Annotated in this window: 17 protein-coding genes and 2 pseudogenes; 2 read left to right on the top strand and 17 right to left on the bottom strand. The window is 64.0% G+C overall.

Annotated features, from left to right (window positions below; translation table 11 throughout):
• Window positions 1–22: 22 nt before the first annotated feature.
• Genes ACZI8W_RS02965 through ACZI8W_RS02955 form a run of 3 tightly spaced genes read right to left on the bottom strand, consistent with a single transcriptional unit; the run spans window position 23 to window position 3,001 of the window.
• Window positions 23–1,858, bottom strand: coding sequence for a tyrosine-type recombinase/integrase (locus ACZI8W_RS02965; RefSeq protein WP_463366977.1), 1,836 nt, complete (start codon window positions 1,856–1,858; stop codon window positions 23–25).
• Window positions 1,855–2,622 (bottom strand): tyrosine-type recombinase/integrase, encoded by a 768-nt coding sequence (locus ACZI8W_RS02960; protein ID WP_463366976.1) that lies wholly within the window; start codon window positions 2,620–2,622, stop codon window positions 1,855–1,857. Before ACZI8W_RS02960 ends, ACZI8W_RS02965 begins: the two co-directional genes overlap by 4 nt.
• A gap of 43 nt (window positions 2,623–2,665) precedes the next feature.
• The gene (locus ACZI8W_RS02955) at window positions 2,666–3,001 is read right to left on the bottom strand and encodes a hypothetical protein (RefSeq protein WP_463366975.1); all 336 of its coding nucleotides are present in this window, start codon (window positions 2,999–3,001) and stop codon (window positions 2,666–2,668) included.
• 104 nt (window positions 3,002–3,105) lie between these two features.
• Here ACZI8W_RS02955 and ACZI8W_RS02950 point away from each other — a divergent pair.
• Both ACZI8W_RS02950 and ACZI8W_RS02945 read left to right on the top strand, forming a co-directional pair.
• Window positions 3,106–3,876: pseudogene (locus ACZI8W_RS02950) on the top strand (PDDEXK nuclease domain-containing protein); the annotation flags it as partial.
• A 469-nt stretch (window positions 3,877–4,345) separates the two neighbouring features.
• Complete coding sequence (locus ACZI8W_RS02945; protein ID WP_463366974.1) at window positions 4,346–4,636, top strand: hypothetical protein; 291 nt, start codon at window positions 4,346–4,348, stop codon at window positions 4,634–4,636.
• 5 nt (window positions 4,637–4,641) lie between these two features.
• Here ACZI8W_RS02945 and ACZI8W_RS02940 read toward each other — a convergent pair whose 3' ends face one another.
• The 14 genes and pseudogenes from ACZI8W_RS02940 to ACZI8W_RS02875 all read right to left on the bottom strand — a co-directional run bounded on the left by ACZI8W_RS02940 (window position 4,642) and on the right by ACZI8W_RS02875 (window position 26,523).
• Window positions 4,642–5,580, bottom strand: a complete 939-nt coding sequence (locus ACZI8W_RS02940) for an HNH endonuclease (RefSeq protein ID WP_463366973.1) — start codon at window positions 5,578–5,580, stop codon at window positions 4,642–4,644.
• Between the two features lie 1,245 nt (window positions 5,581–6,825).
• Window positions 6,826–7,491 (bottom strand): recombinase family protein, encoded by a 666-nt coding sequence (locus tag ACZI8W_RS02935; RefSeq protein ID WP_463366972.1) that lies wholly within the window; start codon window positions 7,489–7,491, stop codon window positions 6,826–6,828.
• 64 nt (window positions 7,492–7,555) lie between these two features.
• Window positions 7,556–7,630, bottom strand: a pseudogene (locus ACZI8W_RS02930) (recombinase family protein); the annotation flags it as partial.
• A gap of 257 nt (window positions 7,631–7,887) precedes the next feature.
• Complete coding sequence (locus ACZI8W_RS02925) at window positions 7,888–8,973, bottom strand: UvrD-helicase domain-containing protein (protein WP_463366971.1); 1,086 nt, start codon at window positions 8,971–8,973, stop codon at window positions 7,888–7,890.
• A complete protein-coding gene (locus tag ACZI8W_RS02920) occupies window positions 8,963–10,573 on the bottom strand; it encodes an ATP-dependent nuclease (protein WP_463366970.1) in 1,611 nt (536 codons plus the stop codon). The genes ACZI8W_RS02925 and ACZI8W_RS02920 overlap by 11 nt, the downstream gene beginning before the upstream one ends.
• 200 nt (window positions 10,574–10,773) lie before the next feature.
• Window positions 10,774–13,887, bottom strand: coding sequence for a type I restriction endonuclease subunit R (locus ACZI8W_RS02915; RefSeq protein ID WP_463366969.1), 3,114 nt, complete (start codon window positions 13,885–13,887; stop codon window positions 10,774–10,776).
• Between the two features lie 3 nt (window positions 13,888–13,890).
• On the bottom strand, window positions 13,891–15,249 hold the full coding sequence (locus ACZI8W_RS02910) for a restriction endonuclease subunit S (protein WP_463366968.1): 1,359 nt from the start codon (window positions 15,247–15,249) through the stop codon (window positions 13,891–13,893).
• Window positions 15,246–17,219, bottom strand: coding sequence for a type I restriction-modification system subunit M (locus ACZI8W_RS02905; protein WP_463366967.1), 1,974 nt, complete (start codon window positions 17,217–17,219; stop codon window positions 15,246–15,248). The genes ACZI8W_RS02910 and ACZI8W_RS02905 overlap by 4 nt, the downstream gene beginning before the upstream one ends.
• A gap of 140 nt (window positions 17,220–17,359) precedes the next feature.
• A complete protein-coding gene (locus ACZI8W_RS02900) occupies window positions 17,360–19,393 on the bottom strand; it encodes a hypothetical protein (RefSeq protein ID WP_463366966.1) in 2,034 nt (677 codons plus the stop codon).
• A 110-nt stretch (window positions 19,394–19,503) separates the two neighbouring features.
• Window positions 19,504–21,615 (bottom strand): N-6 DNA methylase, encoded by a 2,112-nt coding sequence (locus ACZI8W_RS02895; RefSeq protein ID WP_463366965.1) that lies wholly within the window; start codon window positions 21,613–21,615, stop codon window positions 19,504–19,506.
• 9 nt (window positions 21,616–21,624) lie between these two features.
• Window positions 21,625–22,161 (bottom strand): PIN domain-containing protein, encoded by a 537-nt coding sequence (locus ACZI8W_RS02890; protein WP_463366964.1) that lies wholly within the window; start codon window positions 22,159–22,161, stop codon window positions 21,625–21,627.
• Window positions 22,162–22,486: 325 nt separating this feature from the next.
• Window positions 22,487–25,333 carry a TM0106 family RecB-like putative nuclease gene (locus ACZI8W_RS02885; protein WP_463366963.1) on the bottom strand — a complete coding sequence of 949 codons (2,847 nt, stop codon included), beginning with the start codon at window positions 25,331–25,333 and terminating at the stop codon, window positions 22,487–22,489.
• Between the two features lie 60 nt (window positions 25,334–25,393).
• Window positions 25,394–26,101, bottom strand: coding sequence for an ISAs1 family transposase (locus tag ACZI8W_RS02880; protein WP_463367044.1), 708 nt, complete (start codon window positions 26,099–26,101; stop codon window positions 25,394–25,396).
• Window positions 26,047–26,523, bottom strand: coding sequence for a transposase family protein (locus tag ACZI8W_RS02875; RefSeq protein ID WP_463366962.1), 477 nt, complete (start codon window positions 26,521–26,523; stop codon window positions 26,047–26,049). Before ACZI8W_RS02875 ends, ACZI8W_RS02880 begins: the two co-directional genes overlap by 55 nt.
• Window positions 26,524–26,530 lie beyond the last annotated feature (7 nt).

Below are 26,530 nucleotides of genomic sequence, written 5' to 3'. Positions count from 1 at the left end.
TCGGTTCGTGGGTTCGACGCGGTCACCGCGCCACCCCGGTCGATGCTGTGGTGCCGGGTGACCGCAGCCGCTCGAAAGCCGAGGGGAACACGTCCGGGTCGTTGTGGCGGACGATGCCGGCCAATTCGAGTGGCACGATCCGGGTGACCTGGGCGCGGGCGGTGCGAACCTGGGTGATGCATCGGACGATCTCGTCTCGTTCGGTCGGTGTGAGCGCGTCGAGTTCGCCTTCGCAGCGCCGGATCAGGTGTCGGACGCGATCGATCTCCTCGTCGGTGGGTGTGGCGCTGCTGCGCACCCACGGCTCGATCTCGGCGGCATTGGCGGCGCGTATTCGTTCCCGGGAGATCAGGAGCTGGCTCAGGTGTTCTCGCAGCTCGGGCAGATACGACGGGTCGGTGCGGAAGTGGGTGCAGCCCAGGCACCGCATCCGGTAGGGACAGGCATGACCCCCGGCCTGCACGTTCGCCGGTTCGATGCAGATGCCGAACGGCACTGTGGTGGAGCCGATCTGGGTTCGCAGCTCCTCGGCAGGCTCAAGGGTTCGGAGTCCGGCCGAGGTCAGTGATCCGCGGTGGGTCAGCTGCAGCCGGCTCAGCCGTAGTACCGCGTCCCGTCGCCGAGTGGGGGTCAGCCGGTAGTAGACCTGTGTCGTAGTTGGTTTGGTGTGGCCGAGGAGGTCCTGCAGGACCTCAAGACTCGTGCCGCTGTCGGCGTGGTCCTGTGCCCACGTGTGCCGCAGCGCATACGGATAGATCTTGTCCCGCGGAAACGGCTGCCGACCCCCACCGACGGCACGGCCGGCACCGGCGACGCGACCCTCCTCGTCGAGGTCCGGGCACCATAGTTCGGGCAGGTCCATCACCCAGCGTCGGAGCACCGCGTGGACATGCCACGTCGGGACCGGTCGCTGACCGTCCGGATTTCGGTGTGGGGTTGGGAACAGTGGCAGCCGAGCCGGGTCGGTCATCGGGTAGTGCTGCCGCACTCGATTCTGCTGGTCTTCGATCACCGCCGCGGTGGCTGCGCTGATCGGCAGGCGGTAGCCGGTGACGGCGATCTTGGTCATGTCGTGCACGAGCACCGGGTGAATGTGCTCGCCCCCTTGGTCGTCGCGATGGACGCTGCGCTCGAGGCATCCGTCGAGCGGCAAGGCGCACAGCTCACCCGGGCGTCGTCCGGTGCCCAACGCGAGCGTGAACCAGTTCACCGCCCACGCTCCGGCAAGGTCCTCGAGCCGAGTCAGCGCCGCCGGATCGAGTAGCTGACGGATCACCGCCCGCGGTAGTGCCCGACTCGGCTCGTCGACGCTTCGGGCCCGGCCGGCCGGGAGGTCCGCTCGCAGCACCGCGAACGACGCAGGCAGACCGGCCGCGACGGCACCCGGCGCACTCAACCCCCATGCCTCGGCGTCCTCGAGTACCCGGGCGAGATACCGCACCATCCGCTGCTGGCCCTTGCGGGTCAACCGGCCTTCCTCCCGCAGGTGACCGAGCCGAATGAGATGGGTGGTGATGTCCGCCCGGCCGAGTGCGGTCGGGTGCACGCCGTGATCCTCGCAGTCCTGCAGCGTGGACGACAGCAGCGCCACCGCCAGGATCACCTCGTCCAGATACGCTGGGCTCACCCTGCGCAGTGCTGCGCGCAGCACCCATTGCTTCACCATGTCGAGAAGCCAGCCCTGGCCGATTCCCGTGGCGCCACGCTGTGCTCGATCGGCCCGGCCGCGGAACCTCGCCCACTTCCCCGGGTAACCGAAGGACCTCAGATCCCACACATCACACTCATATTGGGTGGCAACAGCTTTGGTTAGATCTGTATCGGCCGAGTCGAGTCGGACAAGGACGGGTTCCGTCATGATGTGGTCTCCTCGGACAGTCTCGTGGCCAGCCGGTCGACGGCGGCTCGGGTGCGGTCGGCCCCGACGTGGATGTACGGATCGGCCGAGGACGGTTGGCTCCACCCGAACAGTGCCTGCAACTCGTCGCGGCTGGTGCCCGCCGCCAGGTGTTCCGAGGCGGCGAAATGGCGCAGCATGTGCGGATGGATCGGCCGTAGTCCGGCGTTCGTCGCGAGACGTTCGACGATCTTGTGCAGGTTGCGGGGCGAGATTGCGTTTCCCTGCGTCGGTCCTCGCAGCGCCACGATCAGCATGTCGTTGTCGGCCGCCGTGGGGAAGCGGTCTCGCTCGTCCAGGTACCGGTCGTAGAGTGCCACCACGATCGGCGGCACCGGCACCACGAAATTGAACCGGGCCTTCGACCATGCCCCGTTGGGATTCGTCCGGCGCACCACGTGCAGATGCTCTCCGCACGTCCGGCACCGCGGTCCGGTGTCGCCGGGTACCGGAAGGCCCAGCGCGCCGGCGTCGGGCACGAAATGGATGTCCTGACGGCGCAGGCCCAACACCTGGCCCACCCGCAGCCCGGTCACCGCCATCAGCACCAGCATGAACCGGTCCCGGAAGGTGTGCGCCGACTCGACGAGGGTCACCACCTCGGCCGCGGTCGCCCCCTCGGGCGGGCCGCCTCGTCGCGTCTCCCTGCGTCGGTGCCGTACCCGCGGACCCGCCCGGCCCCGGAAGTCGGGCTCGTCGGGTAGGTCGAACAGATCACCGAGCACTGCGGCAGGAAGTTACTGCTCGGCCACGGCGAACCGGTAGAACTCACGGACCGCGACCAGGATCCGGTTGACCCGGCTCGCGCAGCGGGGGCGAGTCGCACTGCGTCCGGCAGTCAACGGAGTCGTGGCCAGATACCCGGCGAACAGGTGCAGATCCTTTTGCCGCAGCCGGCAGGTCTCGACCGGTCTGTTCTGCCCAGGTCAGAAACAACGCCACCGAACTCGCGTACGCGGCGCTGGTGGTTTCGGCCTGCGCCCGACCATAGAACCGAACCTCGAGCCATCGGGAAGCGAGTTCGTGGGGGCGGTAGTCGTCATCGACCACGCCGTAGTACGCACCCAGATCGGGGGTGGTGATCCGCAGTCTGCGGTAGCTCACGCCTCGAACGGTAGCCGCGCCGACCAGCGGTTCCGAGAACCATTGACGGTGTGTCGCCGAATCCCGACCTCAGCCAGTACCCGCCAGTCCCACCAAGGTACCGAGAACAGCCTGTTGGCCAATTGCCGTGGGGACACATCACCGTGCTGCTCGACAAGCTCGATGCTGCCGGAGACCGCGACTGGTACGCCGCCCAGGCAGCCGAACACGGCTGGTCCCGCCATGTACTCGCGCACCAGATCGCCGGAGGACTGCACCGGCGGATCGGTGCTGCCCCGTCGAACTTTCCCGACCACCTACCCCCACAGGACTCGGATCTGGCCCGGCAACTCGTCCGGGACCCGTACATCTTCGACTTCCTCGATCTCACCGGCCGGGTCGCCGAACGCGACCTCGAAACCGCCCTGATGACGCGGCTCGAGACGTTCCTGCTCGAACTCGGACACGGTTTCGCGTTCGTCGGCCGCCAGTACCACTTCGCCGTTGACGGCGACGACTTCTACATCGACCTGCTGTTCTTCAACTGGATCCAGTCACGATTCGTCGTCGTCGAACTCAAGATCGGCCGGTTCGAACCCGAATACGCCGGCAAACTCGGATTCTACGTGTCCTGGGTCGACGAGAACCTCCGGATCCCCGACCGGCATGCCCCGACCATCGGGATCCTGCTGTGCGCCGGCCGCAACGACAACGTCGTGCGGTACTCCCTCGCCGGGACCACCGCTCCGCTGGCGGTGGCGAACTACACCTACGACACCCTGCCCGACCCGATCCGCGCACTGGTCCCCACCGACAACGAACTCGCCACCGCGGTCGACGCCATCTGGGACGAGCTCGAGCCCGACACCACGCCCGCACCCACGGACGAGGAATAACCCCTACCCCCCGGCTCGCTCGACCGGCGAACTCACCGACGACACGACCGGTCAGGTGTGCTGGCCGCACACCAGAGTCGTGCCGGTGGCCCAACCCCGCTCCTCGAGCCACCGCACAATCACATCAGGCAGCGCTTCGCCGGCGTCGATACCGCTGATCAGCGGCCCCTGACCGCAACGCGTGCAACTGACCACCACGACCTGCTCGTGGGGCTGACATGGGGTCCCGGACAGCGGGAGGTCCTCTCGGGTCGGTCGCCGAACCACCCCACACACAGAACCCACCGGTGACCGTCCGCGCGGAGCACCCGTGCATGATCAGATGCCATGAGCACCCCCGCCCGACGACCCCCACCTCGTCGTCGTACCCAGCGAGACGGTCAACACCCGCCTGATCCTCTCGACGGCCTCGACTTCGAACCCGAACAGGACTCGGCCACCCGCGGCGCGATGCTCTGCCGAGTCCAGCGTGGACCTGTCCGAGCAACTCCGCCGCCGCTACGCCGACCTCGATGCCACCGTCGTGCAGCGACGAGCACGACCGGCCCCTCGGACTCGCAGCCACCGACGCTGCCGTGATGCGGATCCGGTGAACTTCTCTCCGTACTTCACCGAGGCCGTCCGGGCAGACCAGGCCATGTGCGAGGCATTCACCACCGGCGGCGTGACCAATCCGCCCGACGCGGCCCTCACCATGCTGCGGCAGTTCACGAAAATTGGGGGACCGCTGTGCCACAGCGGCCACGCGTCGGGGCGATGAGAACGCTATCCGCGATGCTCGGCCCAGTGGAGTCGCAGCCAATCTTTCTGCTTCTCGGTGAGGCCGACCTGCATGGGTTTGCCGTGCAGGTCAGCATAAGTGGGGAACGCTCGTACATCTTCGTCGACGTCGATAGCGCCGGAAGCATCGATGGCGATGTGCCCGAGGTCGAACAGTCGGTGCAGATCACGGCGGATCAGCAACCCGCCCTGGTCCTTGTGTTCACCGACCGTGGCATAGCTGTAGAGATGCGCTGCTTCCAACACAGCAGACGGGGCTGGGCCCGACAACGCACAGTGCTCGCCGTACTGATTGACGAGGGCCGCCCGGAAGGCCGGCTGCCCGATCCTCACGCGGACGGGCCGTGTCGTATGTCCGCCGGCGATCTGTTGTTCGGTGGCGGTAAGTGCACGAAGAGGGTCGCCGATGGTGACCTTGGCCAGGGCTGATGTGAAGAAATCCCAGCGGAGTGGACGGAAGCTGTTCTGCGACTTCGGTTGGACGCACAAGCTCCGCAGCGTGGCTCCATCGAGGAGCCCGCCGAGGTCTACCCACGCCTGATCGTGTGTGGACCTGTACGTCACGACCTCTTTCTCGACCTTGGTCGGGGCGGCGAACTCTGCGCGGCAATCGTCGCATCGGTACTTCGGCGTCATGGTCTTGCGGGCAACGACATTCGCGCGTGTGCAGCTCGGGCACCGGAACCCGGACTTGACCGTAGTTCCCGTGTCGATCCGTTCGATGACCGACGCTCCGATGAGCGTCGTCTTGTCCCACAGCACGACCACGTCACCCGGCCGAACATTGGCATGGTTCGGGACGGTGTTGTCCCAGCTGTAGTGCGATGAGGGATTGTCGTCGTACTTGTCGCTACCGACGATTCTGCGGTAGTCATCGGCGCTCGACAAAGTCAGCCACGCGCGATTTCCCTCGGGCAGGTCCACAGATCACATTCCTTCCTACAGCAACGATCCACACCGACAGACGATGTTGTATGCGGGTCGTTGTGTTCACCCGATGCCTCATCGCCTCCAGTAGTAGACACCCCACCTCCGACAAAGCAGACACCTATGCCCGCACCTGGATACGTCCATGAAGGTGACATCACCCCTCGCGCTCCCTGCGACGACTCTCGATCGGCCATGAGTGACCTGGGAGAACACGTCGAAGTGTCGGATGGCCGAGAAAGCGATGCGTCACTCGTCGAATCCACATGACCGGAGGTTCCGGTCGGAAGTGCAGCGTAGTTACCTGAACCGAAAACGGGTCGGGACCGTTGGCGAAGTTGCGGGCGTTCCGATTACTTGGCATGCAGGTCCGTCCGAAATCAGCACACCCCGATACGGTCCCGGTCCGGTCGATGGTGTGCTCAGTCGGATCGGCGAGCGAGTTCGAGAGCGCGCCGCAGATACGCTCTGCCCACCGAGTCAGGACGCTCGAAGCAGCTGACGAATCCGCCCGTAAGCCAGTGGTCGTTGCGGAAGATGCGATACAACACACGGACACAGTCCTCGGGTGTGGCGGTGGAGGCTTCTCCGATCTCCCTTCTCGGTGCGAAGGCCAGGGATCAGCCCTGCACGCTGCAGAATCCAGCGCAGGTCGTCGATGACGGGACTGTCCACGAAGTACGGCGACTCCTTGATTCCGGAGCTTCCTCGCGGCCGACGATCTCGTGCAGCGGCCCGTCATGGGTCTCGATACGTTCGAGCAAAAACTCCGGTACCAGTCCGCAGGGGCGACCTGGTCGAATGCGGCGCGAAACGCCGCGTCGTCGTCCTCGTTCACCCATTCCAAATCTCGCCACACGAGCTGGCCGAATCGTTCACCCCGACACCGGACGAGGTCGCGTGGACACGCGGCGGATCGAGATGACGCCGTCGAACTTCCCCGAGCGTCAACCCCACAGGACCCGGACCTGCCCCAGCAACTCGACACCACACACGCGGTTTCCGACAAGGCATAGCCCCACCCGGAGCATCCGGGGCAGCGGCGCGCCGGATCAGCGGTGGCGACCGCACACCAAACCCGCACCGGTGGACCACCCCCGCTCCGCGAGCCACCGCACCACCGCGGCCGGCAGCTGCGCCCCGGCCCCGACACCGGTGACCAACGGCCCGACCCCGCACCGCTGACAGACGATCTCGGCGATCGCGACGTCGTGCGGCTGACAGCGCGCACAGTGCCGCTGTTCACCGATCCGACCGTCGCTGTCGAGGTGCAGCCACACCGTGTCCAGGTCGTCGAGGTGCGGGATCATCTCCCGCCGCGTCGACGGACGATACCCGCAGGTCGGGCACTCGAGCCGATCCTCCGGCCCAGCCGCCGCATCCGCCATCGGAGCAGCAGTCGACGCCGACTTCGACGCCACGGCCGCAGCAGCCGGCGCGGGTTCGGGGGGATTCGGCGGCGGTGACCGGCTCGGCCGGCCGCGGCGGCAGACGCCGATACAACGTCGAACGGGTCAGACCGGTTCGGGCGACGATCTCCGCGACGGTGGCGCCGCCGTCACGCAGCGCGACCGCGTGCGCGAGCTGCGATTCGGACACCACCGAAGGTCGGCCGATCCGGCGGCCTTTCGCGGTGGCCACCGACCGGGCATGCGCGGCCCGTTCGAGACTGTAGGTGCGTTCCATCTGCCCGAACAGTGCCAGCAACACCACCGCCAGCTGCGCCATCGGATCCTCCGGATCCGACGAGTCGATCCGGATCGGATCGGCCAGGTTCCGGACTCCGACACCACGCTCGTGCAGGTCGTGGATCAGGTTCAGGGTGTCCCGCACGGTGCGGCCCAACCGGTCCAACGCATGTACGACGATGACGTCCCCGTCGCGGGCGTACCCGAGCAGCGCTGTCAACCCGGGGGCGGTCGGTGGTGGCCCCGGACTTCTTGTCGACGTAGATGCGCTGCGGGTCGACACCGGCCGCGGTAAGGGCATCGATCTGCCGGTCGAGGTCCTGCTTGGTCGTCGACACCCGTGCGTAGCCCAGCTCCATGCGTTGGAGCGTATCGAAAGCTGTGTCCGCATCATCGTTTCGACACACATTTGTGGACTCGATTTTTGAGACGCGTTCTCCTGGTATTTTACGCAGGTAGACGAGCGCAAGCGCACCGTCCCACTACTAAGGTTTTGGGACTGGCGTCGATACGGATTGTCGTGGTGAACCGCTGAGCCCCTCGGGCCCGAGGGGTCAACTGGCGTGTCCCGGATCATGGAGCAGACTTCACGTTTGCACGAGGGCACTATTTGAGATCACGGAGCCCAGATGGGAAACGGACTTTGTCCAGGCTTGTCCATGATGATTGCCACGCTTTGTTCCGCGCGAGTCACTGCGACATAGAAGCGAGCGGCCTGCTGAGCTTCAAGCACAGTTCCACGCTGTAGGAACTTGGTGATCGCGCCGGTGGGGTAGATCAGCACGCGTTCATGTCCGAGTCCCTTGGCCTCACCGAAGGTCATGAAGTCCAGATGCTCGAATGTCTTGCCTGAGCTGGCGGAGTAACGCAGCAGGAGAGGCGAGAACCTCTCGATGTAGTCCCCTACATGCTCGGTTGCAACCAAGTAGATGCCATCATGCCCGGTCACCCGATTATTCAGCGACACAGTGGGGTGGAAACCCCATTCATCGCCGAACAGAGAATCAGCGAGGGATGCGACGGCCGAGGTGCAGCGCCATGTCTCGCGTCGTTGCTCGATGACCATGCGGTCTTTCTTCTCCTCGATCTGGAACCAATTCCAGATGTTCATATACATGAACTTCTTGTTCTTGCGTTCTCGTTCGTTCGTGGCCAGGATGGCCTGCCTGATATCGCCGACCATTTCGACTGGGACGCTGGACTGCATCAGCAGCTTTAGTATCTCCAGGTCGTACCCACACAGGTCTTGGACCTCATCGATGTAGATTCGGTCGTAGATTCGTTCGATCCTCCGGAGACCCGCGCCCCTGGATGCCTCTTCAATTCGCACCACCAGTTGTGGCAGATGTACCTTTCGTGCCTCACCGTGCTCGTTGAAGTAACGCGTCCAAGACTCAACGTCGGAGTACTGCTGTGGCGCACTGTGGAAGTCGAATCCTTGGACCCGCTTGCCGTCAAAGAGAAATGGCAAGAAGGGGCGCACAAAGTCGTTGAGCAGAAAGGAGAACCATCCGCTCACCTCGATATTGGCGTGGTCGCCGGCCAATGTCGCTAGCCGATTGCGCAGTTCGGCTTGGTTGGCGTTCGTGTATGTCACGACCAAGATGCGGTCCGAGCGGTCAGCCGCAGCGCAACTGTCCACGATGCCTTGTGTCTTGCGTGAACCAGCGACCGCGAGGGTAAGGCGGTTCTCAGCTGCCATGGATGAACTCAATCGCGTCCGCAAAGTATTCGGGTGGCGCCAATTTTTCATCAGCCTGAGCGATCCGCAGTGCTGCCTCAGTCTTGTTGTTTGTCATCCAGGTCATCAGATTCGCTCGATCCGTTATCTTCAGCACACGCCGCATCTTCAGCTCGTCGGGATTGGCGGTCAGCACCTGTGGTTCGAGCGTCTGACCTAGATACAGGTCGCCAATGAACACGCGTCTCGACGTGTCTTCAGCCAAGTCACCGAGATCAGAAATCAGCTCTACAGCGGCGATGCCGTCGTTGTCTCGGAGCGCTGCGCAGCGCTTTCCTAGGGCTTTGGCCAGTTCGAGGCAACGGCGTAGGGAGAGTCCTCGCATGCTGATGACGTCGATACCGTTCTCGATCGGACGTTGGCCGTAGGTGTCCTGGTAGAACTTCTCGAACAAGATCTCGTCCGAGGGCCCCTCCACGAGTACAAAGCGATCTGCGAGCACCATCCTGAGGGTGTCGTAGCCGGGGAGCTTCTGGAAGTAGGCCACCGTGTCTGGAGTGAGTTCTTCCATCGAAGCGGCTTGGCCACCCGACAGGAACGTCAGTCCATCCAAACCGAGTCGGTTGAGGACGAAGGAGCTATGGGTGCTGACGAACAATTGCTGATCGTCACCGGCCAGTTCCTTGGTTCGTCGCAGGAGGGTGTTCAGGCTGGTATGAGAGAGGTGATTCTCCGGCTCTTCGATCATCACGACGCGTGCCGAGCTGGCTTCATTGCCCATCGCTAGCGCGATCTTGATGGCGGCCTGCTGTCCTTGGCCGGCCATTCCGAAGGGCAGCTCAGCAACGTGTGGGACTACGCTTGTATCCCACGAGCCCCGCGCTGACTGATCCATCGCGAGCGAAAGCTGCTCGTCACCGAGTGCCCCCTCAAGCTCCGCCATCTTGGTATTGACATCCTGGAGATGCTCGTTCGTCATTCTCTCCTTGACGGAACGGAAAGCAAGGGAGACAGCGGCCTTTTCGTCCGGCGCCAAGTGTCCATTGAGGATCTGTCGAAGGTGAAAGTCGACGCCGTTACTTGAACGTACAGTTCGGGAGTCGATGATCGCGGTGGTCAGTTCTTTTGGACGGGACGTAAGCACGGTGTCCCCGAACGAGCGCCACTCAACTTTGTAGTACTCGACCGGGAGGATCGAGCTGTCTGACTTGAGATGTGCCTCAATTTCCTTGGAGTATTCCGGATTGGGCACAACTCGTAGAGTGACGCCAGCACACTCGCGTGTTGGATTCTCGGAGTTGTGCGCGCCGAACAACGTCCGTTGGAACTCGTCCCGATCTGTAAGGAACAGTTCGATGCTGATTTCCGGCGGCGCGGCTGACTTCCCGTCCTGTCGATCACGAAAGAACTGGACAACCGTCTCACGATTGAACCAAAAGGGGTTCAGCTCCTCAGCGGCCGGTCGTCCGTTGATCCGGCCGGTCAGCGCCAAACCGACGGCTTCCAGGAGCGTTGACTTTCCGGACTCGTTCTCTCCGACGAGAATATTGAAGGTCGGGTGCGGCTCGATCTCGAGATCTCGGAACTTCCGGTATCCGCATATACGTACTTTTTCGATCACGACGCAAGGCCCTCGCAAATCTCGATCCGCAGTCTTCCGCGGTGCATCGACGTGCTTGAATTACACATCGGCCTCTCCAACGTCGTCATATTGGATTTTTCTCCCACCTCTGTGCCACGCTGCAACGTGACTATTTATCGCAAGTTAGCGCAGCCATCCGACAGGCCAGAAGATTCTTCAGAGAACAATCTTCTGGGCTGTCAAGCGTCGGAACGCTGCAGGGTGCTGTACAGCGATGGCAGTAGAGCCTCCAGGAGCTTTTGGGCGAGATCGGCGTTGTTGAGGATCTGTGCAGATAGGTCCATCGAGGAATCCATCGCGCCGATCACTGCACTGGTGAACTCACCCTTCAGGTCGGGGCTGGCTGAGAACTGCTCGAGGCTGTTGTGTTGGGCCTGTTGTTGCAGCGACTCGGACTCTTCGAGTCGGTCCTTCACATGGATGACGACGTTGCGGACGCTCGCATCCGGATGGTCACCGGAGAACAGGTCATTGATTTTTGCGATGACCTCGTCGAGCGCGACCAGCTCAGGGTCCTTGACCGTGCCAGTGCCGGCTTCCTTCGCAGGCTCAAGCCGCACACCAGTGGTGAGGGCGCCGTTCTGCTCCGCCTGCTGGTGATGGCCCAGGTAGTCGATGGTCACTGCGGACAGATCGATCGGGGTCTGCTGCTCGCCACCGGTCAGTTGGGGGACGAGGAGTTTGAGGTAGATCGCGAGCTTCTCGAGCCACGGGTTCTCGTAGTCGAACAGCTGGGACAAGAACTCGTACTGCCGCACGTAGGTGCGGGCGTCTTTACGGAACATGTCCAACACGTCCATGGCGGCGGTGTCGGACGCGTCGACGGCGTCCTTCATCCGCACGGTGTACCGCTGCGCGGCCGGGGCAATCCACTTCTCGAGGGCGCTGTTGCCCTTCTTCGCGAGATAGTCGGCGACAAGTCCGCCGACCTCAGAAGCCTCGTAGATGCCGGCGACGGCGAGTTTGCGTTCGGTGTCGTGGACGATGTTCGGGTCGGTGACATCGGCGAGGGTGGTGACCTCGTAGTACGGGGAGAACGCATCGACGATCTCAGTAACCTCGTTGGCGAAGTCCAGCACGAACGTCTGATCCTTCAACGGCGCGAACGTGCGATTCAACCGGGAGAGGGTCTGGACGGCCTGCACCCCGCCGAGCTTTTTGTCGACGTACATCGCCACCAGCTTCGGCTGATCGAACCCGGTCTGGAACTTGTTGGCCACCAGCATCACCTGGAATTCGTCGGTGGCGAACGCATCCCGCAGATCACGCCCCTTCAACCCAGGATTCATGTTGGATTCGGTGAACGGCTCATCCGTACCGGACTCAGAATCCTTGACCTCGCCGGAGAACGCGACGAGGGCAGCGACGTCGGTGTAACCGTGGTCGGCGACATACTTGTCGAACGCGAGCTTGTAGCGGACGGCGGCCTTGCGAGAGTTGGTGACGACCATCGCCTTCGCCTGTCCGTCCAGTCGCCCGGCGACGTTCTGCCGGAAGTGCTCGACGATGATCTGCACCTTCTGGGAGATGTTCGTCGGGTGCAGCTTCACCCAGTTCATCACCGACTTCACCGCCGCCGTCCGATCCACCAGGTCCGAATCGGATCCGGTGGTGGTGACGGCGACGGTGCCGTCACTGGTGTCGTCGGTGGCGTAGGTCTCGCCGTTGTGAGAGAGCCGGAATGCCGTTTTGTACGGGGTGTAGTTGCGCAGCACGTCGAGGATGAAGCCTTCGTCGATGGCCTGCTGCATTGAATACAGGTGGAACGGGCGGGGGAGCCCCTCCGGCCCTGGCCGGCCGAACGACTCCAGCGTGGTGGCTTTCGGGGTCGCGGTGAACGCGAAGAACGAAATGTTCGTTGCCTCTGCCCGGGCCTTGGTTTCCGCGGCAAGGATGTCTTCCGCGGACACGGTGGCTCCCTCGGCGATCTCAGCCAGTTCCTTCTGGGTGAGGACTTCTTTGAGCTTGTTCGATGCCCCGCCGGTCTGCGAGGAGTGGGCTTCGTCGGCGATGATCGCGAAGCTCTTCCCTCGTAGGGCTTGTTTGTTGGAGATCAGGTCCAGGGCGAATGGGAACGTCTGGATGGTGACGATGATGATGTGGGTTCCGGATTCGAGCGCATCGGCCAGCTCTGAGGACTTCGACCCGGTCAGCCCGTTGATGTGCGCGACGACGCCGGAGGTGCGGTTGATCTGGTGGATCGCCTCCTGAAGCTGCGCATCGAGGACGGTGCGGTCGGTGACAACGATGACTGACGAGAATACCTTCTCATCCGCCTCGTTGTAGAGGCTGGCGAGGCGCTGTGACAACCAGGAGATCGAGTTCGTCTTCCCTGAGCCGGCGGAGTGCTGGATCAGATACTTGTGTCCGGGACCTTCGCTGCGAGCAGCGTCGACGAGTTTGGTGACAGCCTCCCACTGATGGAACCGCGGGAACAACAGCGTTTCCTTGCGAGGCTTCTTTCCTGTGCCCGGATCCTTGGATTCGGTGATCTCGAGGTGTATGAACCGGTCGAGGATCTCGAGCCAGGTGTCGCGCTGCAGGATCGTCTCCCACAAGTACGATGACGCCGACCCATCCGGATTCGGTGGGTTGCCCGCGTGGTGGTTGTTGCCGCGGTTGAACGGCAAGAACCTCGTGTCCGCGCCGGCGAGCCGCGTGGTCATGTGCACTTCCTTGTTCGACACAGCGAAATGCACTAGCGCCCGGGTGGCGAAGGTGAGCAGCGGCTCGCCCTTCGGTAGGCGGTCCCTCTTGTACTGCTCAATCGCGTGCTGCACCGACTGCGTGAAATCGGTCTTGAGTTCCGCGGTGGCGACGGGGATCCCGTTGACGAAGAACACCAGGTCTACGGCCTTCTTTGGGGATGTCTTGGAGTAGTGGACCTGCCGCAGCACCCGCAGCCGCACCGCCTGATACTTCGCAGCAGTCGTCGCGTTCAGGCCCGAGTTCGGTTTGAACTGGCACATCGCGAACGACGCGTTGAAGTCCTTAAACCCACGCCGTAGCACCGCCAGGGTGCCACCGTCGGCCTTCAGATCCGCCGACAGTGTCTTCGCAAGACGCTGTAGCAGAGCAGCTTTTCCCTTGTCCTGCGCCACCGGATTGTCGGTGGGTTTAACTCGCTTCTCCCACTCTAGCGGCTGAGTCTCCGCAAGCCACGCGAACACATCTTCCGGGAATAGCGCGAGATCCCGGTCGTAACCGGAGTCGTCCGGCGAGTACAACCAACCGTGGGCGGCGAGGTAGGTGCAGATCTCGGCCTCGAGAACGGACTCGTGATGCTGCGGCATCGTCTACGCCACCCCCCGCACGTCGATCTTCCCGGTCACGGCGTCGGTAATGAGTGCGGAGCGGTACTCACGCAGAGCCTCGATCGACTCGGTCGACTTCGTGATCAGAGCGTCGATCTCGGTGCAGCGGGTGTTGAGGAACGTGACTGTTTCCCGCTGCTCATTGAGTGGGGGCTCAGGAATCTGGAAGGATGCCACCTGGTCAGGGCTGACATGAGGGACACTCACCCCCGTGAACATTGGAGTGAGGTGATAGACCAGCCCCTCCCCAGTCAGCAGGTACATCAAATAGTCCTGATCGAAGCCAGAGGTGGCTCTAAGTCGGAGAACTCGTTGTAGGAGGAGAGTCGGCACATCGCCAGAACTAACGCGAGCTATGCGCGTTCCCGCGCCAATGAAGGGGCGGTCCAGTCCCATCACGATGTCACCGACCCGAAGCTCATACTCGGAGAACTCCAGTGATGCACTCGCTGGCCAATAGACCACTGACTCCCAGTCGAGCCTCCCTACACCCACATTGATCCCTCGAAGAAGCGGCAGATCACGCGAGTTGTCGGTGAAGCCCTCGCTCTTGAAGGGGAAGCCTGTGAGCATCGTGCATGCGTAGCCAATCCGGGAAGAGCTCCAGTGAGCTGGGATCTCGCCGATCCACTCGACTCCCGAATCCTTCATTTCGGCGTTAGGGTCGAGGCCTTTGGTGACGGCCTGGGTGATCGTGGCGGCACGGTCCTCACGCAGGGTGGCGATGAGCTGCTCCTGCTTGGCGATCAAGGCGTCGATCTTGGAGGTCTCACAGTCAAGGAAGTCCGCTATGAGAACTTGCTCGTCTGCGGTAGGAAAGCACACGCGTTCGTCGAAATAGCTCTGCTGGTCAAGGTTCTGGATGCCGGATGTCTGTTTTATGGATGGCTGGGTAAGACGTGATGAGTACAGCCAGTGATGAAGGTAAGTCCAGAACCGTGGTTCCATTCCCGATCGAAGCGTAACCTTTGCAACAAAATTGGAGGTGACGGCAGGCTCATCCCGGTCGTATAGAACTACGAACCCGACTGGATTCTTCTCGCCTCCACCGGACTTCTCGAGGATGAGGTCGCCGTTGCGAAGCAGTCGCCCCGTTCTCTCGGACTCGCTCACCTTTCGATACGTGACATCACGATCATGGACGCCGAAGGTCGGCCGATCAAAGTCGGCTACACGGACACACCGAATGTCATCAGAGCCCCCATCAGCCTCGCTGCCCCAAATCCCGTTTTGGCTGCTCTCAACCGACCACTTGATTCGGTCGACGACCCAGTGATGAGGTACTTCACCGAGCCAGGGCGCGCCGGACTCCTTGTACTCTGCATATCCTGGCCAGCTCACGCGCCGACCTCCGCGAGCATCGTCTGGATTTCGCTGACAAGGCTGCGGAGGTCCTTCTGGATCTCTTCCAGCGGTCGGGGCGGGGTGTAGCGGTAGAAGTGTCGGGCGAATGGGATTTCGTAGCCGGTCTTGGTCTTGTCGTGGTCGATCCACGCATCCGGTACGTGCGGGAGGACCTCACGAGCGAGGTATGCGTCGATATCCTCGCTGAGAGGCACGTTTTCGGTGTCGCGGAGCGAGGAATCGGATTCGGGCTTGCCTTTGGTGGTGACGATGTCGGCGTCGGGGTCGTGCTGCCCGACGGTGGTCCAGATCGCCTTGACGACCGGTGCAGCGGGTTTGGCCATGCCGGCGGTCTTGAGGGCGGCTTTGAGGCCGGTGACGAATGTGTCGCGGTTGGACCACGACCGGCCGGCCAGCGCGGTCAGCGCGTTCCGGACAGCGGTCTGGTCCGGCTCAGGAAGCCTAGTGATGACCTTGACCGTGAGGACCTGCTCGACGGTGTCCTCTTGGACGTGGAAGGTGAGCTGGAGAGGGCGCTCGACGGTGATGGTGCGGTACCCGAAGTCGGTGTTGGCGAACACCTTCGACAGCGCCGGCTCGTCCGGGTTGGTGTCGCTGCGGAACTGGTCGTACAGCTCGCAGATCAGCGTGATGTCCTCGTCGCGCAGTTGCTTGCGCTTCGACCCGAGAGACTTGCGCATCTTGCCGAACATGTCGGCGGCGTTGATGAGCTGGACTTTGCCCTCGCGCTGGGCGGTCTTCTTGTTGTCGAGGATCCAGATGTAGGTGGAGATGCCGGTGTTGTAGAACATGTCGGTCGGCAGCGCGATGATCGCGTCGAGCAGATCGTTCTCGATGATCCACTGCCGGATGTTCGACTCGCCGGACCCGGCGCCGCCGGTGAACAACGGCGAGCCGTTCAACACGATCGCCAGGCGGGAGCCCTTGTCGTCGGGGTTGCGGACGGGACGCATCTTCTTGATCAGATGCAGCAGGAACAGCAGCGACCCATCCGAGACACGGGGCAGGCCGGGGCCGAAGCGGCCCGCGTGACCCTGCTGCTCGTGTTCGGCAATGACCTTCTTCTGCTGGGTCTTCCACTCGACACCGAACGGCGGGTTCGACAGCAGAAAATCGAAGTGATGGCCACTGAAGCCGTCGTCGGCGAGGGTATCGCCGAGGTAGATGTTGTCGACACTCTGGCCCTTGATGACCATGTCGGACTTGCACATCGCGTAGGAGCGGGGGTTGATCTCCTGCCCGTACAGGACCGGCTTCGCCTGGTGGTTCATGTCGACGAGGTGGTCGTAGGCGGTCGAGAGCATGCCGCCGGTGCCGGCGGCGGGGTCGTAGATGGTGCGGACGATGCCGGGGGCGGTGAGCTCGAGGTCCTTGTCCGCGTAGAGCAGGTCGACCATGAGGGCGATGACCTCGCGGGGGGTGAAGTGGTCACCGGCCTGGGCGTTGTTGGATTCGGCGAACTTGCGGATGAGTTCTTCGAAGATGTAGCCCATGTCGTGCCCGCTGACCCGGTCCGGGTGCAGGTCGACATTCGCGAATTCCTTGACGATCAGGAACAGCCGGTCCTTCTTGGCGAGTTCGTCGATGAGGGTGGGCAGGCCGTAGCCCTCGAACACGTCGCGGATGTTCGCGGAGAAGCCCTCGATGTAGTCGAGCAGGTTGTCGGCCAGGTCGTCCGCGTCGGCGGCGAGCTTGCCGAAGTCCCAGACGGAGGTGTTGAAGAACGGCAGCCCGAACTTCGACTTGAGCACCACGAACGGGTCGATGCCGAGGCCCTGGGTCTTCTTGTACTCGGCGAGCACCTCGGCCTTGTTTGGGGCGAGGATGGCGTCGAGCCGGCGCAGGATCGTGAACGGCAGGATCACGTCTCCGTACTGGTTGGGCTGGTAGGGGCCGCGCAGCAGGTTCGCGATGTTCCAGATCAGGCTGGCGTTGGTGGTGGTCATACAGGGCTTGTCCTTCGTGTTCAGATGAGGTTGCAGGCTATCTTGGGACACCGACAGCCGTAGTGGTCGATGGTGTCGGTGAACCCTCTGTTACTCGTCCCGCTCCATGACGTCATGACGGCATGGAGCGGGGTAGTCGGTCATGTCAGGGATGCGGTGACCTCACCGCCGGCTGCCTCGATCACCGTCATCAATGCAGCGATAAAGCTGTTCGAGTCGGACGGGGAATCGGAAACGTAAGAGTCGAAGATGTACTGCGCAATGTGCTCGGCGCGTAGTTGAGTGGACCCGGTGCCGTGAAGGACGTAGCTGCGCTGCCACTGCGGCTGCGCTTCCACGGAGAGTCGTTCACGGATCGGGTTGTTCAGTTTCCGGGCCACCGCTTGGGCGAATTCGTTGACGATCGCCGATAGGGCGGTGTCGTCGGGACACTGGCCTATCCAGCTGTGGGGATGTTCGAGCTGCTTGTAGAGCTCTTCCTTGATGAGCTCCCGCAGCTCCGCCGACGGTCGGAGGGTGTCGTACTGATCGCTGCTGGCTTCTGCGAAGCGTTTGTTCAGCGCTTTGATCCGCGTCCAGTGCTCCCGGGCCACGCCACGTTCGACCTTGAGTCCGAGTCTGGCGTCCCAGCGGCGGTGAAACTGACCGATCGCGGTGGTCACGGCGCGCCGTAACTCCGCCCTCTCGTACACCGGTCGACCCGGACCCGGGTCGGGGCGTTCGGTCGCGGCGTCGACGACAGCGAGGAGCTTGTGGAAGGACCGGATCGAGAATTTTCCCTCCGAGTCGCGGGCATCGAGCGGCTTGTCGATGCGGGAGAGGAACAGCGTGGCGGTGTCGAGTCGCCGGCGCAAGGCGTGTTCGTCTCGGGGATGGAAGTCGGCGCGGATGCTGGCGAGCAGATTGTTCGCGCTGCCGAGCACGTGCTGGGCCCGCTCCTTTCCGGTGGTGAGGTTGTCGCCGGTGACCTCGTCGAAGTGTGTGAAGCAGAAGACGAGTTTGTCGACGTTGCCGGAGGTGAGGATCGAGCGGATCGCCGCGGCGGGTGCAGCCTGCATCGGTTGGGCAGCATTGTCGACCAGAAGGACCACGTCGACGGTGTTGATCCGCTCGGCAACGGCTGTCGACAGGGCCGCCGCGGAGGTCGGGGTGTGGCCCAGGCCCTCCCCGTCGATGAGGACCAGCGGCGGGATCGCACCGTCGTTCCACTCGGGCACGAACGGTCCGGCGACGCGGATGCCGTCGACCAGGGGTGAGAGCAGGTGCCCGAACAGGGGGGCGTAGTTCGAGGAGAACCGGTTGACGGCCCGCAGGAATGCGGTGCGGTCCTCACTGGTCCAGTTCCAGGTTTGCGGCCAGCCGTTGTCACTGCGGTCGATCCGGCCGACCGACAGTGCCGTGAACCGCTTGTCGATTTCGGTCATCAGGGACGCGATGATCCGGTCGAACCGCGGATCGGTGCGCAGCAGGCGGTCCAGTTCTTCGCCGAGGAGATCGTGGAGTTCTTGCTCGTCGTCGGGATCGGTGACGCCGAGGTCCCGGCGGGCGGCGTCGCGGTGGGTCGCCACGAGCGTGTGCAGGGTGTCGATGGCGTGGTCGATGACCGCCTCGGTGCCGGCAAGGTCGATCGTGGGCAGGGTGCGAGGGTCGGCGCCGAAGTCGGCCGCGGCGGTGTCTGTGAGATCGGGTTCGGGGTCGTCGAAGATGTCGAACGGATCGCTGCCGGCGGGTTCGCTCGTCTCGGAGGGGTTTGAGGTGCGGCGTCCCAGAACGTAGCTGAAGCGGAAGCGTTGCTGCTCGTGGTCGAGCAGGTGCTCGCGTACCTGGGTGCGGTCGAGTTCGCGCAGGATCGACACTGCAGCGCGGCTTGCGCATTCTTCGAGATGGCGCACGACCTCGTCGCGGGGAAAGAACGTGACCACGGCGCGGAACGGTCCGGGGGTCAGCACGATCTCGGTGTCGGAGACGGTGGTCTTGGCGGTCGAGGTGGACGGGAACCGGTCGTTGTCCGGGTCGGTGCCGAGCAGTTGCCGCACGACGGTGGTCTTGCCTGCACCGGTGGTGCCGAGCAGCAGGATCTGCCGGTAGCCGTCGTCTCGGGTGGGCAGGGGAAGAAGCTGCTCGCGTACTGCGATGTTCGGGCGGGCTCCGCCGTCGGTGGTGGTAGTGACCATGGAAAGGCTCGTCCTTCGTGTTCGGCAGGGTGCGTACGTGGGTGGGCACTGGCAAGCGACACCGATGCTGTGGGCAATGACAGCGGGCGCCGCCGGGTGGTGGATGGCGGTCAGTCGGGGAAGGTGAGCGCTCCTGCGCCGGCTGCCGTCTCGAGCAGACGTGCCAGGGCGTGCCGTTGCTGGAGGTGGTGTTCGAGTGCAGCGGTGGTCTTCGCCAGGTGGCGGATCGTCTCGCCGAGCCGTTGCTGGGCCGATAAGGGAATGACGGGGACATCGATTCCCGACGGCAGGGTGCGGGGCAGTCGGATCCCTTCGTCGAGCTGGGTTCGCGTGGCGGCATTGATCACCGCCATCAGGTAGTCGGGGTCCGTGGCGGCCGTGGTGGGGTCGACTCGGATCAGAAAACCCGGTGCGGCGACCACCCAGCCGTCGAGTTCGATCCGTCGTGCGGTACCGGTCCCGGTGACGACGATGTCCCCCGGTTGGGTCAGCGTCGTATCCCGCACCTCACTGGGGGAGACGAAGTCCGTCGGCTCGGCAGTGTCGGTTTCGTGGAGCTGACGTAGCAGTGTGCCGGTCAGCAGGGGAACCCCGGTCCCGGATGCGGTGCCGGATCGGGCGGCTTTCCGCGCCTCGGGGGTGAGTGGGAGTCCTCGGTGGACGGTGACCCCGGGCAGCGCGGTCAGCTTTTCTCGGCGCACCGTTGCGGCTGGCCGAAAATCCGGCAGCACCGGTGTTTCGGGAATCGCTTCGTCGGCGACGAGCCGGTGGGCGGCTTCAATCTGGTCGAGGAGCTGTTCCGGTGTGGGGGCGTCGCGTCGCTTGAGCCAGGCTGTAGGGGACAGACCCGCCCCGGGTTCGAGCAGGTCGCGTACCGGGACGACGACCGAGTGCTCGGTGTCGTGGACGGCGCCGTTCTGCCGCCACGTTCGATACTGCTCGATCGCGGCGTCGAACACCGGCACACCATCGGCGTTGATCGGGCCGGTGACGTTGACGAGGAGCACCTGGTCGCGGTCGACGGTTTGTCCTGGCCGCGTCAGTACCCAGATCACGGGTGGGACGCGCGTGTAGGGCTCGAAAATCCCCTGGGGTAAACCGATCACTGCCTCGATTGCGCCTTGGCGCAGCAGTTCGTGTCGCAGCTTTTCTGACGAACTGCGCCACAACTCGCCCGGCGGGGTGGCGACGAAGGCGCGACCGCCGGCCTTGAGATGCCCGATCGCGTGCTGCATCCAGATACCCTCGGATCGGGGGCTGGGGCGGCCGAATGCCCAGCGTGGATCGTGTAGATCGACGTCGGGGCCGAAGTCCCGAAGGCCCCACGGCGGATTACAGATCACGACGTCGGCGAACACCCCGGCTGCCGGGTCGTCCCCCAGAGAGTTCCCGACCCGCAGGTCGACGGCGCGATTGGTCAGTACGGCGCGCCGTACTGCGGTGGCATGTGCCCAAGCGTTGAGATCGACACCGATGAGGGCGATGTTTCGGTGGGCACCGACGGTCAACAATGTGATCCCGGTGCCGACCGCCGGGTCCAGAACGGTGCCGTGGTCGATTGCGGCGAGATCGGCGAGGAATTGTGCCAATGCAGGTGGATCTGCATAGGTACGCCGGTAATCCTTGTGGAGAAGCGCGTCGTAGATCTCCACGAATTTCTCCGCAGCCAGATCCCGAAGCCCCCCGGTGAGGGTGATGACAAAGTCCAGGACCCGCCCGGTGGGGTCGGAGAGAGGTTCGAGCGCCAAGGACAGCTCCGGCGAGGCGGCACCGAGGAAGTTCAGCCACTCGGCCAGTTCCTCGTGGGACAGATTCGCCAGCGTGGAGGGTGCTGGTCGCTCCGGCCGGTCGACCTGCCCGACCACGGTGGCGGGTCCGTCGAGGGCACTGCCCGACTGCAGAGCCCGGGTGATGTACTCGGCCGTCAGAGCGGCCCCGACCCGGTCGGCGGCGTGCTGTTCGTCGGAGAGTCCACGAAGATGATCGGTCGCACGCTGCCCGAGTTCTTCGGGTGTGGGCTCGCTCCGGCGCGGTGTACGCAGGCGATTGGTTCGCTCGAGCCAGTGTTCGACCTCGGTGCGGTCGAACAAGGGACTGTCGGAATCGAGGCCTTCCTTCGGAGCGGGAAAGTCCTTGTGCCGCTTGCGCCACTGTGTCACGGCAGCGCGCGAGACACCGGCAATAGCGGCGATGTCGGCGGAGCGAACGAGAGGGATGGTCAAGACGATGTCCTATGCGTGTGATGCGGTGGGCAGAGTCGTCACTCGGTGAGCTGCCAGACGCAGCGCGGCCGACAGGCTGTGCTTGCGAGCAATGACGTGGGTCTCGGCACCGCCGTTAGCGAGAAAAGCCAGGTCGGCACCGAATCCGCCGTCGCCGGAGGCGAGGTAGACAACATCGAATCGTTCCGCGATTCGTTCGGTGCGGATTGCTTCACGCAGGGCGATGTCGGCCCCGTTGAGACCGGATTTCGGGGCCAGCAGACGGGCCCCGGGCCAGGCGGTACCGGCCGCGATGGCGTTGTGGTGCGAGCTGGCGATGATCACGTGGTCGCCCTCGGCGATCCCGGCGACGGCGTGATAGTCGCGCATCGCACGCTTGGCATCGAAGATTCGCACATGAGGTGCCCCACGCAGGTTCTCGATATCGATGAAGTGCACGGCGCGACCGCAAGCGCGGGCCGGAGCCGGGATCGGCGGCACATCCAGGGCGAGTGCCGGCGCACGACCGGACAGTCGCGTCACGATCGCTGCAGAGCTGAGCGTCATGGAGCCCTCCTTCGTCACATCCGTCGATGTAGACCGTAGCCGGGCAAGCAACATCCCGCAACTGTTAACCAGTTAAGCCTGCTATTGATCAGTTTATCCGGATGTATTAATCTCCTGGAGAATGGATAAATACCCCCAGACCTTCAGCTGAGTCCGCACCTTGCCCTGCATGGATGCTCTCCGCACGCCTGCGGACTGTTAATAACCCTTAGGGCTCGGAAGCAGTACTCATCGAGCCCTCGGCGCCTGTCCCGTTAACAGAACGCTGAAGTTGGGAGCAGGAATACGGCCGAGCCCTGGAAGCAGAAGCGCGACCCTTCCACGTTCAACAACGTGACCGTGCCGTCGGCGGCGTGCAGTCGATACCGGGGTCAGGGTCGGGGGTACGGAGAAGGATTACGCCCGGTGGCTGGTCAGACGCAGAAAGGCTCCGAGTTGGGTCATGCCTGCGGGGGTGGGGCAGGTAGTTGGTCAGGGCGTGTGAACGGATCACGACGGCTTTCCATTTGCCGCGGGAAATGGCGACGTTCAATCGGTTTCGGGACAGGAGGAAGGTCATGCCGCGGGGGATGTCTTCGAGTGCCGAAGCGGTCATCGAGACGATGACGACGGCGGCTTCGCGGCCCTGGAATTTGTCGACTGTGCCCACGTCGATGCCGCCGAGTCGTGCGTCGTCGAGGTGTCGGCGGATCAGGGCGACCTGCGCGTTGTAGGGGGCCACGACGAGGACATCGGATTCGGTCAGGGGGCGTGCGTTCTGCGAGTGTCTCGGATCGTGCCAGGCGGTGCCGAGCAGTTGCCGGGCGACGGTGAGGACCTCGGCGGATTCGGTGGAGTTGCCGTGATGTTCGACGAACACGGTGTCGACGCCGGGCGTGTTGTCGGCCAGTGAACGCTTGGCTGCCTCATCGTGGGCGTGGAGTTGTCCGTCGTAGGAGAGGTCCGATACTCGTGTGCACAGGTCGAGGTGCATCCGCCAGGTGCGGTCGAGGAAGTAGCCGTGTTCGGCGGGCAGGGCCCCGTTTCCGTGGGCCAGCCAGGCCAGGGCCGATGTATCGACCGGTTCCGGGTGGGTTCCCTGCGAGACCTGCGGGAGCTGTTGGGGGTCGCCGAGCAGTAACAGGTTCCGGGTGCTGGTGGCCACGGCGACGGTGTTCGCGAGGCTGAACTGTCCGGCCTCGTCGATGACCAGTAGGTCCAGGCTGTGCCGTGCGACAGTTCTGGTATTGGTGAAGTCCCAGGCGGTACCGCCGACGACGCACCCGGTCGTGGCGTTGTCGACGAAGTCGATCATGGCCGCCGACGTTTTCGCGGTCCAGCGGTGGTCCGGTGTGCGGTTCTTGCCCTTGGCGATCTGCTCGCCCGGTAGTTCGGCGTCGATGATCGCGTCGAGCATGTGTTCGACGACCGCGTGGGATTGTGCGACCACACCGATCTTCCATCGGTGGCGCCGGACCAGGTCGGCGATCACTCGGGCGCCGGTGTAGGTCTTCCCTATCCCGAGCGGGCCCTGTACCGCGACATACGAGTTGTCCAGGTCCAACAGGGCGTCTGTGATGGCGGAGACATGGTTGGCCGGTGCGGCGTCGGGCAGTCCGGTACCGGAGCGGGTCCTGGGGCGGCCACGCCGCAGCACGTCGACGGCTGCGGTGGCCGGCAGGGTCGGTAGCGACCGGCACATCTCGTCGGCGCACTCGGCGATGGCCGCCTCGATGGTCTTCGTGGGTGGCGGCGGTCCCGGGGCCACCGCCACCGGGAGATCGGTGTATTCGTCGGTGACGGCGTCGTCCAGCAGTTCCTCGACCACGAGCACATCGCGGAACGAGTCGTCGACGGACCGCTGTGTCACCGTCGCGGTCGTCCACGCGCGAGTGAACGGGCCGGCGTCCTTGAATCCGTCCGGGTGCGGCGGTTCGTAGAGCAGGAACACCGTCGCCCCGACCCCGATGGTGTTGCCAGTGGCGAACTGTCCGGTCATGCGGACGTGCCGGCGCTGCTTGCGCTGCCTCGGCGTCGAGGTGTGCCAGTCACGGTCCAGCTCGGCGTGCGAGGCGATCAACGTGTCGCGGGTATCGGCCCATTCGTCGACCGGGACGGCCAGTCGATCGAAGTGGGCCCACCAGAACGGCTTGTGTTCGCGGCGGTGGTAGCCCAGTGCCGCCGCCATCAATGCGGCAGCGTGTCGATCGTCGATGCGCTGTTCGCAGGGCGCATCCCCGACGTATTCGGCGAGCTTGATCTCGGTTGGATTCGGGGTGGCCGGCTCCGTGTCGCCGGTGAAGGACGGTACGACTGCCGGGGTCACTGCGTGCATCGATGCGCGGGTCAGCATCCAGTTGCGCAGACGCAGCGTGGAGATGCAGTCGGCCTTGTTGTAGTCGCCGATTCCGGCGAGCAGGTCGGCTGCCTCCGCTGTGCGGCCGTCGTCACGCAGTTCGCAGTAGTCAGCGTAGGCGACGATGGATGCGGCCGCGTTGGTGACGTCGCCGTCCCTACTGTCCATGTACAGCGGTTCGAGCTTTTTGATGCTGTACGAGCGTTGACCGATCCGCATCGCGCCTCGCACGATCGGATACAGATCCACCAGAACGTTCTCCCGCAGCAGGGTGTCGACGATGTCCTCGCTGACACCGTACCGGCCGGCCAGACGCAGTAGGGCCGTCTTCTCATACGGTGCGTAGTGGTAGATATGCATGTTCGGGTACCGCCGGCGGCGGACGGTGACGTAGTCCAGGAAATCGATCAACGCCTGCCGTTCCTCTCGGCGCGAATGCGCCCAGAACGGCCGGAACCGTGGGGCCTCGACCGGGCCTTCGACGACCCCGAACAGGTACTCCAGTCCCCAATCGGTACTGCCGTCCTCAGCCCACAACGGGTCGCCCTCGAAGTCGAAGAAAATGTCGCCCTCGTCGGGGTGCGGTACGGCGGCAAGCGCCTCCGGGTCGAAAACCTCGACCACCGGGTCGGTGCTCGTCTCCTGCCTGATCTGTGCCCGGGCCTGCGCGTGGAGCGTCTCGAGCGTGCGGTGCGGCAGCCCCGGCACCGGCTCCCGGTGTGTGGCAAGCTGATCGACGGTGCCCACCCCCGCCGTGATCAGCCGAACCCGCTGACTGGCCCGCATTCCCGCGACCATCAGCAGATCGCGATGGGCGACGACCTGTTCCTCACACATCTCGCATCGACCGCACGCCAGATGGCCCGGATCCCCCCAGGGTCCCGGAATTGCCGGGTTTCACGAGGTCAACGCCAGCGCGAGTGCCTGATCGGGATGACGGGCATGGTGCCGCAACCCGACCGCGATGTTGCCCCACCCCGCCAGACGCAACAGACCGACCGCAATGTTGCGGCACGTAGCCATGATCCGAGGGACTTGACCGGTACGAACCTGCGACAAATCCTCCCCGAACGTGACATCACGAACCCAATGGAGCCGATTCTCTATGGCCCAATGTTGCTGCACCCACGACGCCAAGACCTGCGGTGATGCCGCAGTGCGGTCGGCCGAAGTGATCAGGTAGACCACCTCGACGGTCCTCTTCCCGTCCTTGTTTGTGATGGTGCGCCGCAGCTGGGCGACCTGCGCGGCACCGGGAAACCCGACCCAATCGGGTACCGCAGCGACCTTGATCGTGCGGGTGATCGTGCGTCCACGGTCACGGGCCGTCGCCCGCGTAGCGGGGATGTCTTTCCACGGCAACGTCTTCAACTCATTGTGCAAGGTCGGCATATTGCCCTTGACGGTGAACACGTAGTCGCCGCCCGCATCGGTAATCAGGGTGGCGGTGTCGGTCTGGGTGTGCATCGCATCCATCGTCACGACCGCACCAGCGAGATCGAACTGCGCCAACAGTGTTCGTGCCGCCGGTATCTCGTTGCTCTTCTCCGCTACGGACACCTGTCCGAGGACGGCTCCGGCGTCGTGGTCGAACGCGGCGACCAGGTGCGGGGCAGTGCCACCGGGTCGGCGGCGGGCACCACGGACGGTTTGCCGTCCAGGGCGATCACTCGCGGCCCGTCGGCGACGAACGTACGAGTCCAGAACCATGATCCGAGTGCGGCGTCGAGAGCGTCGGCGTCGAGTCGGGCGAACAGCTCGCGCAGCGTCGACTCGTCCGGCGCCGAAGCTCCGGCAAGACCGAACGCGGCCAGGTGCTCGCAGGTGGAGGACGTGGCCCATTGGCCGATCGCAGCGAACGAGCGGGCGCCGGCCAGGGTCGCGGTCACGGCGAGCGCGAGGATGCCGGCCAGTGGATAGCGGACTCCACGTCGGTCGCGTGGGTCCGGGACGGTGGCGAGCACCTCGAGCAGTTGTTCCCGGCGGGTCGGGTTCGCAGCAACGGTCGGTGTCGCCGATGATGGCATGTGGATG

The organism is Rhodococcus ruitaii (genome assembly GCF_055230935.1).
The sequence above is the reverse complement of the archived record's forward strand: the minus strand, read 5'-3'. Positions and strand labels throughout refer to the sequence as shown.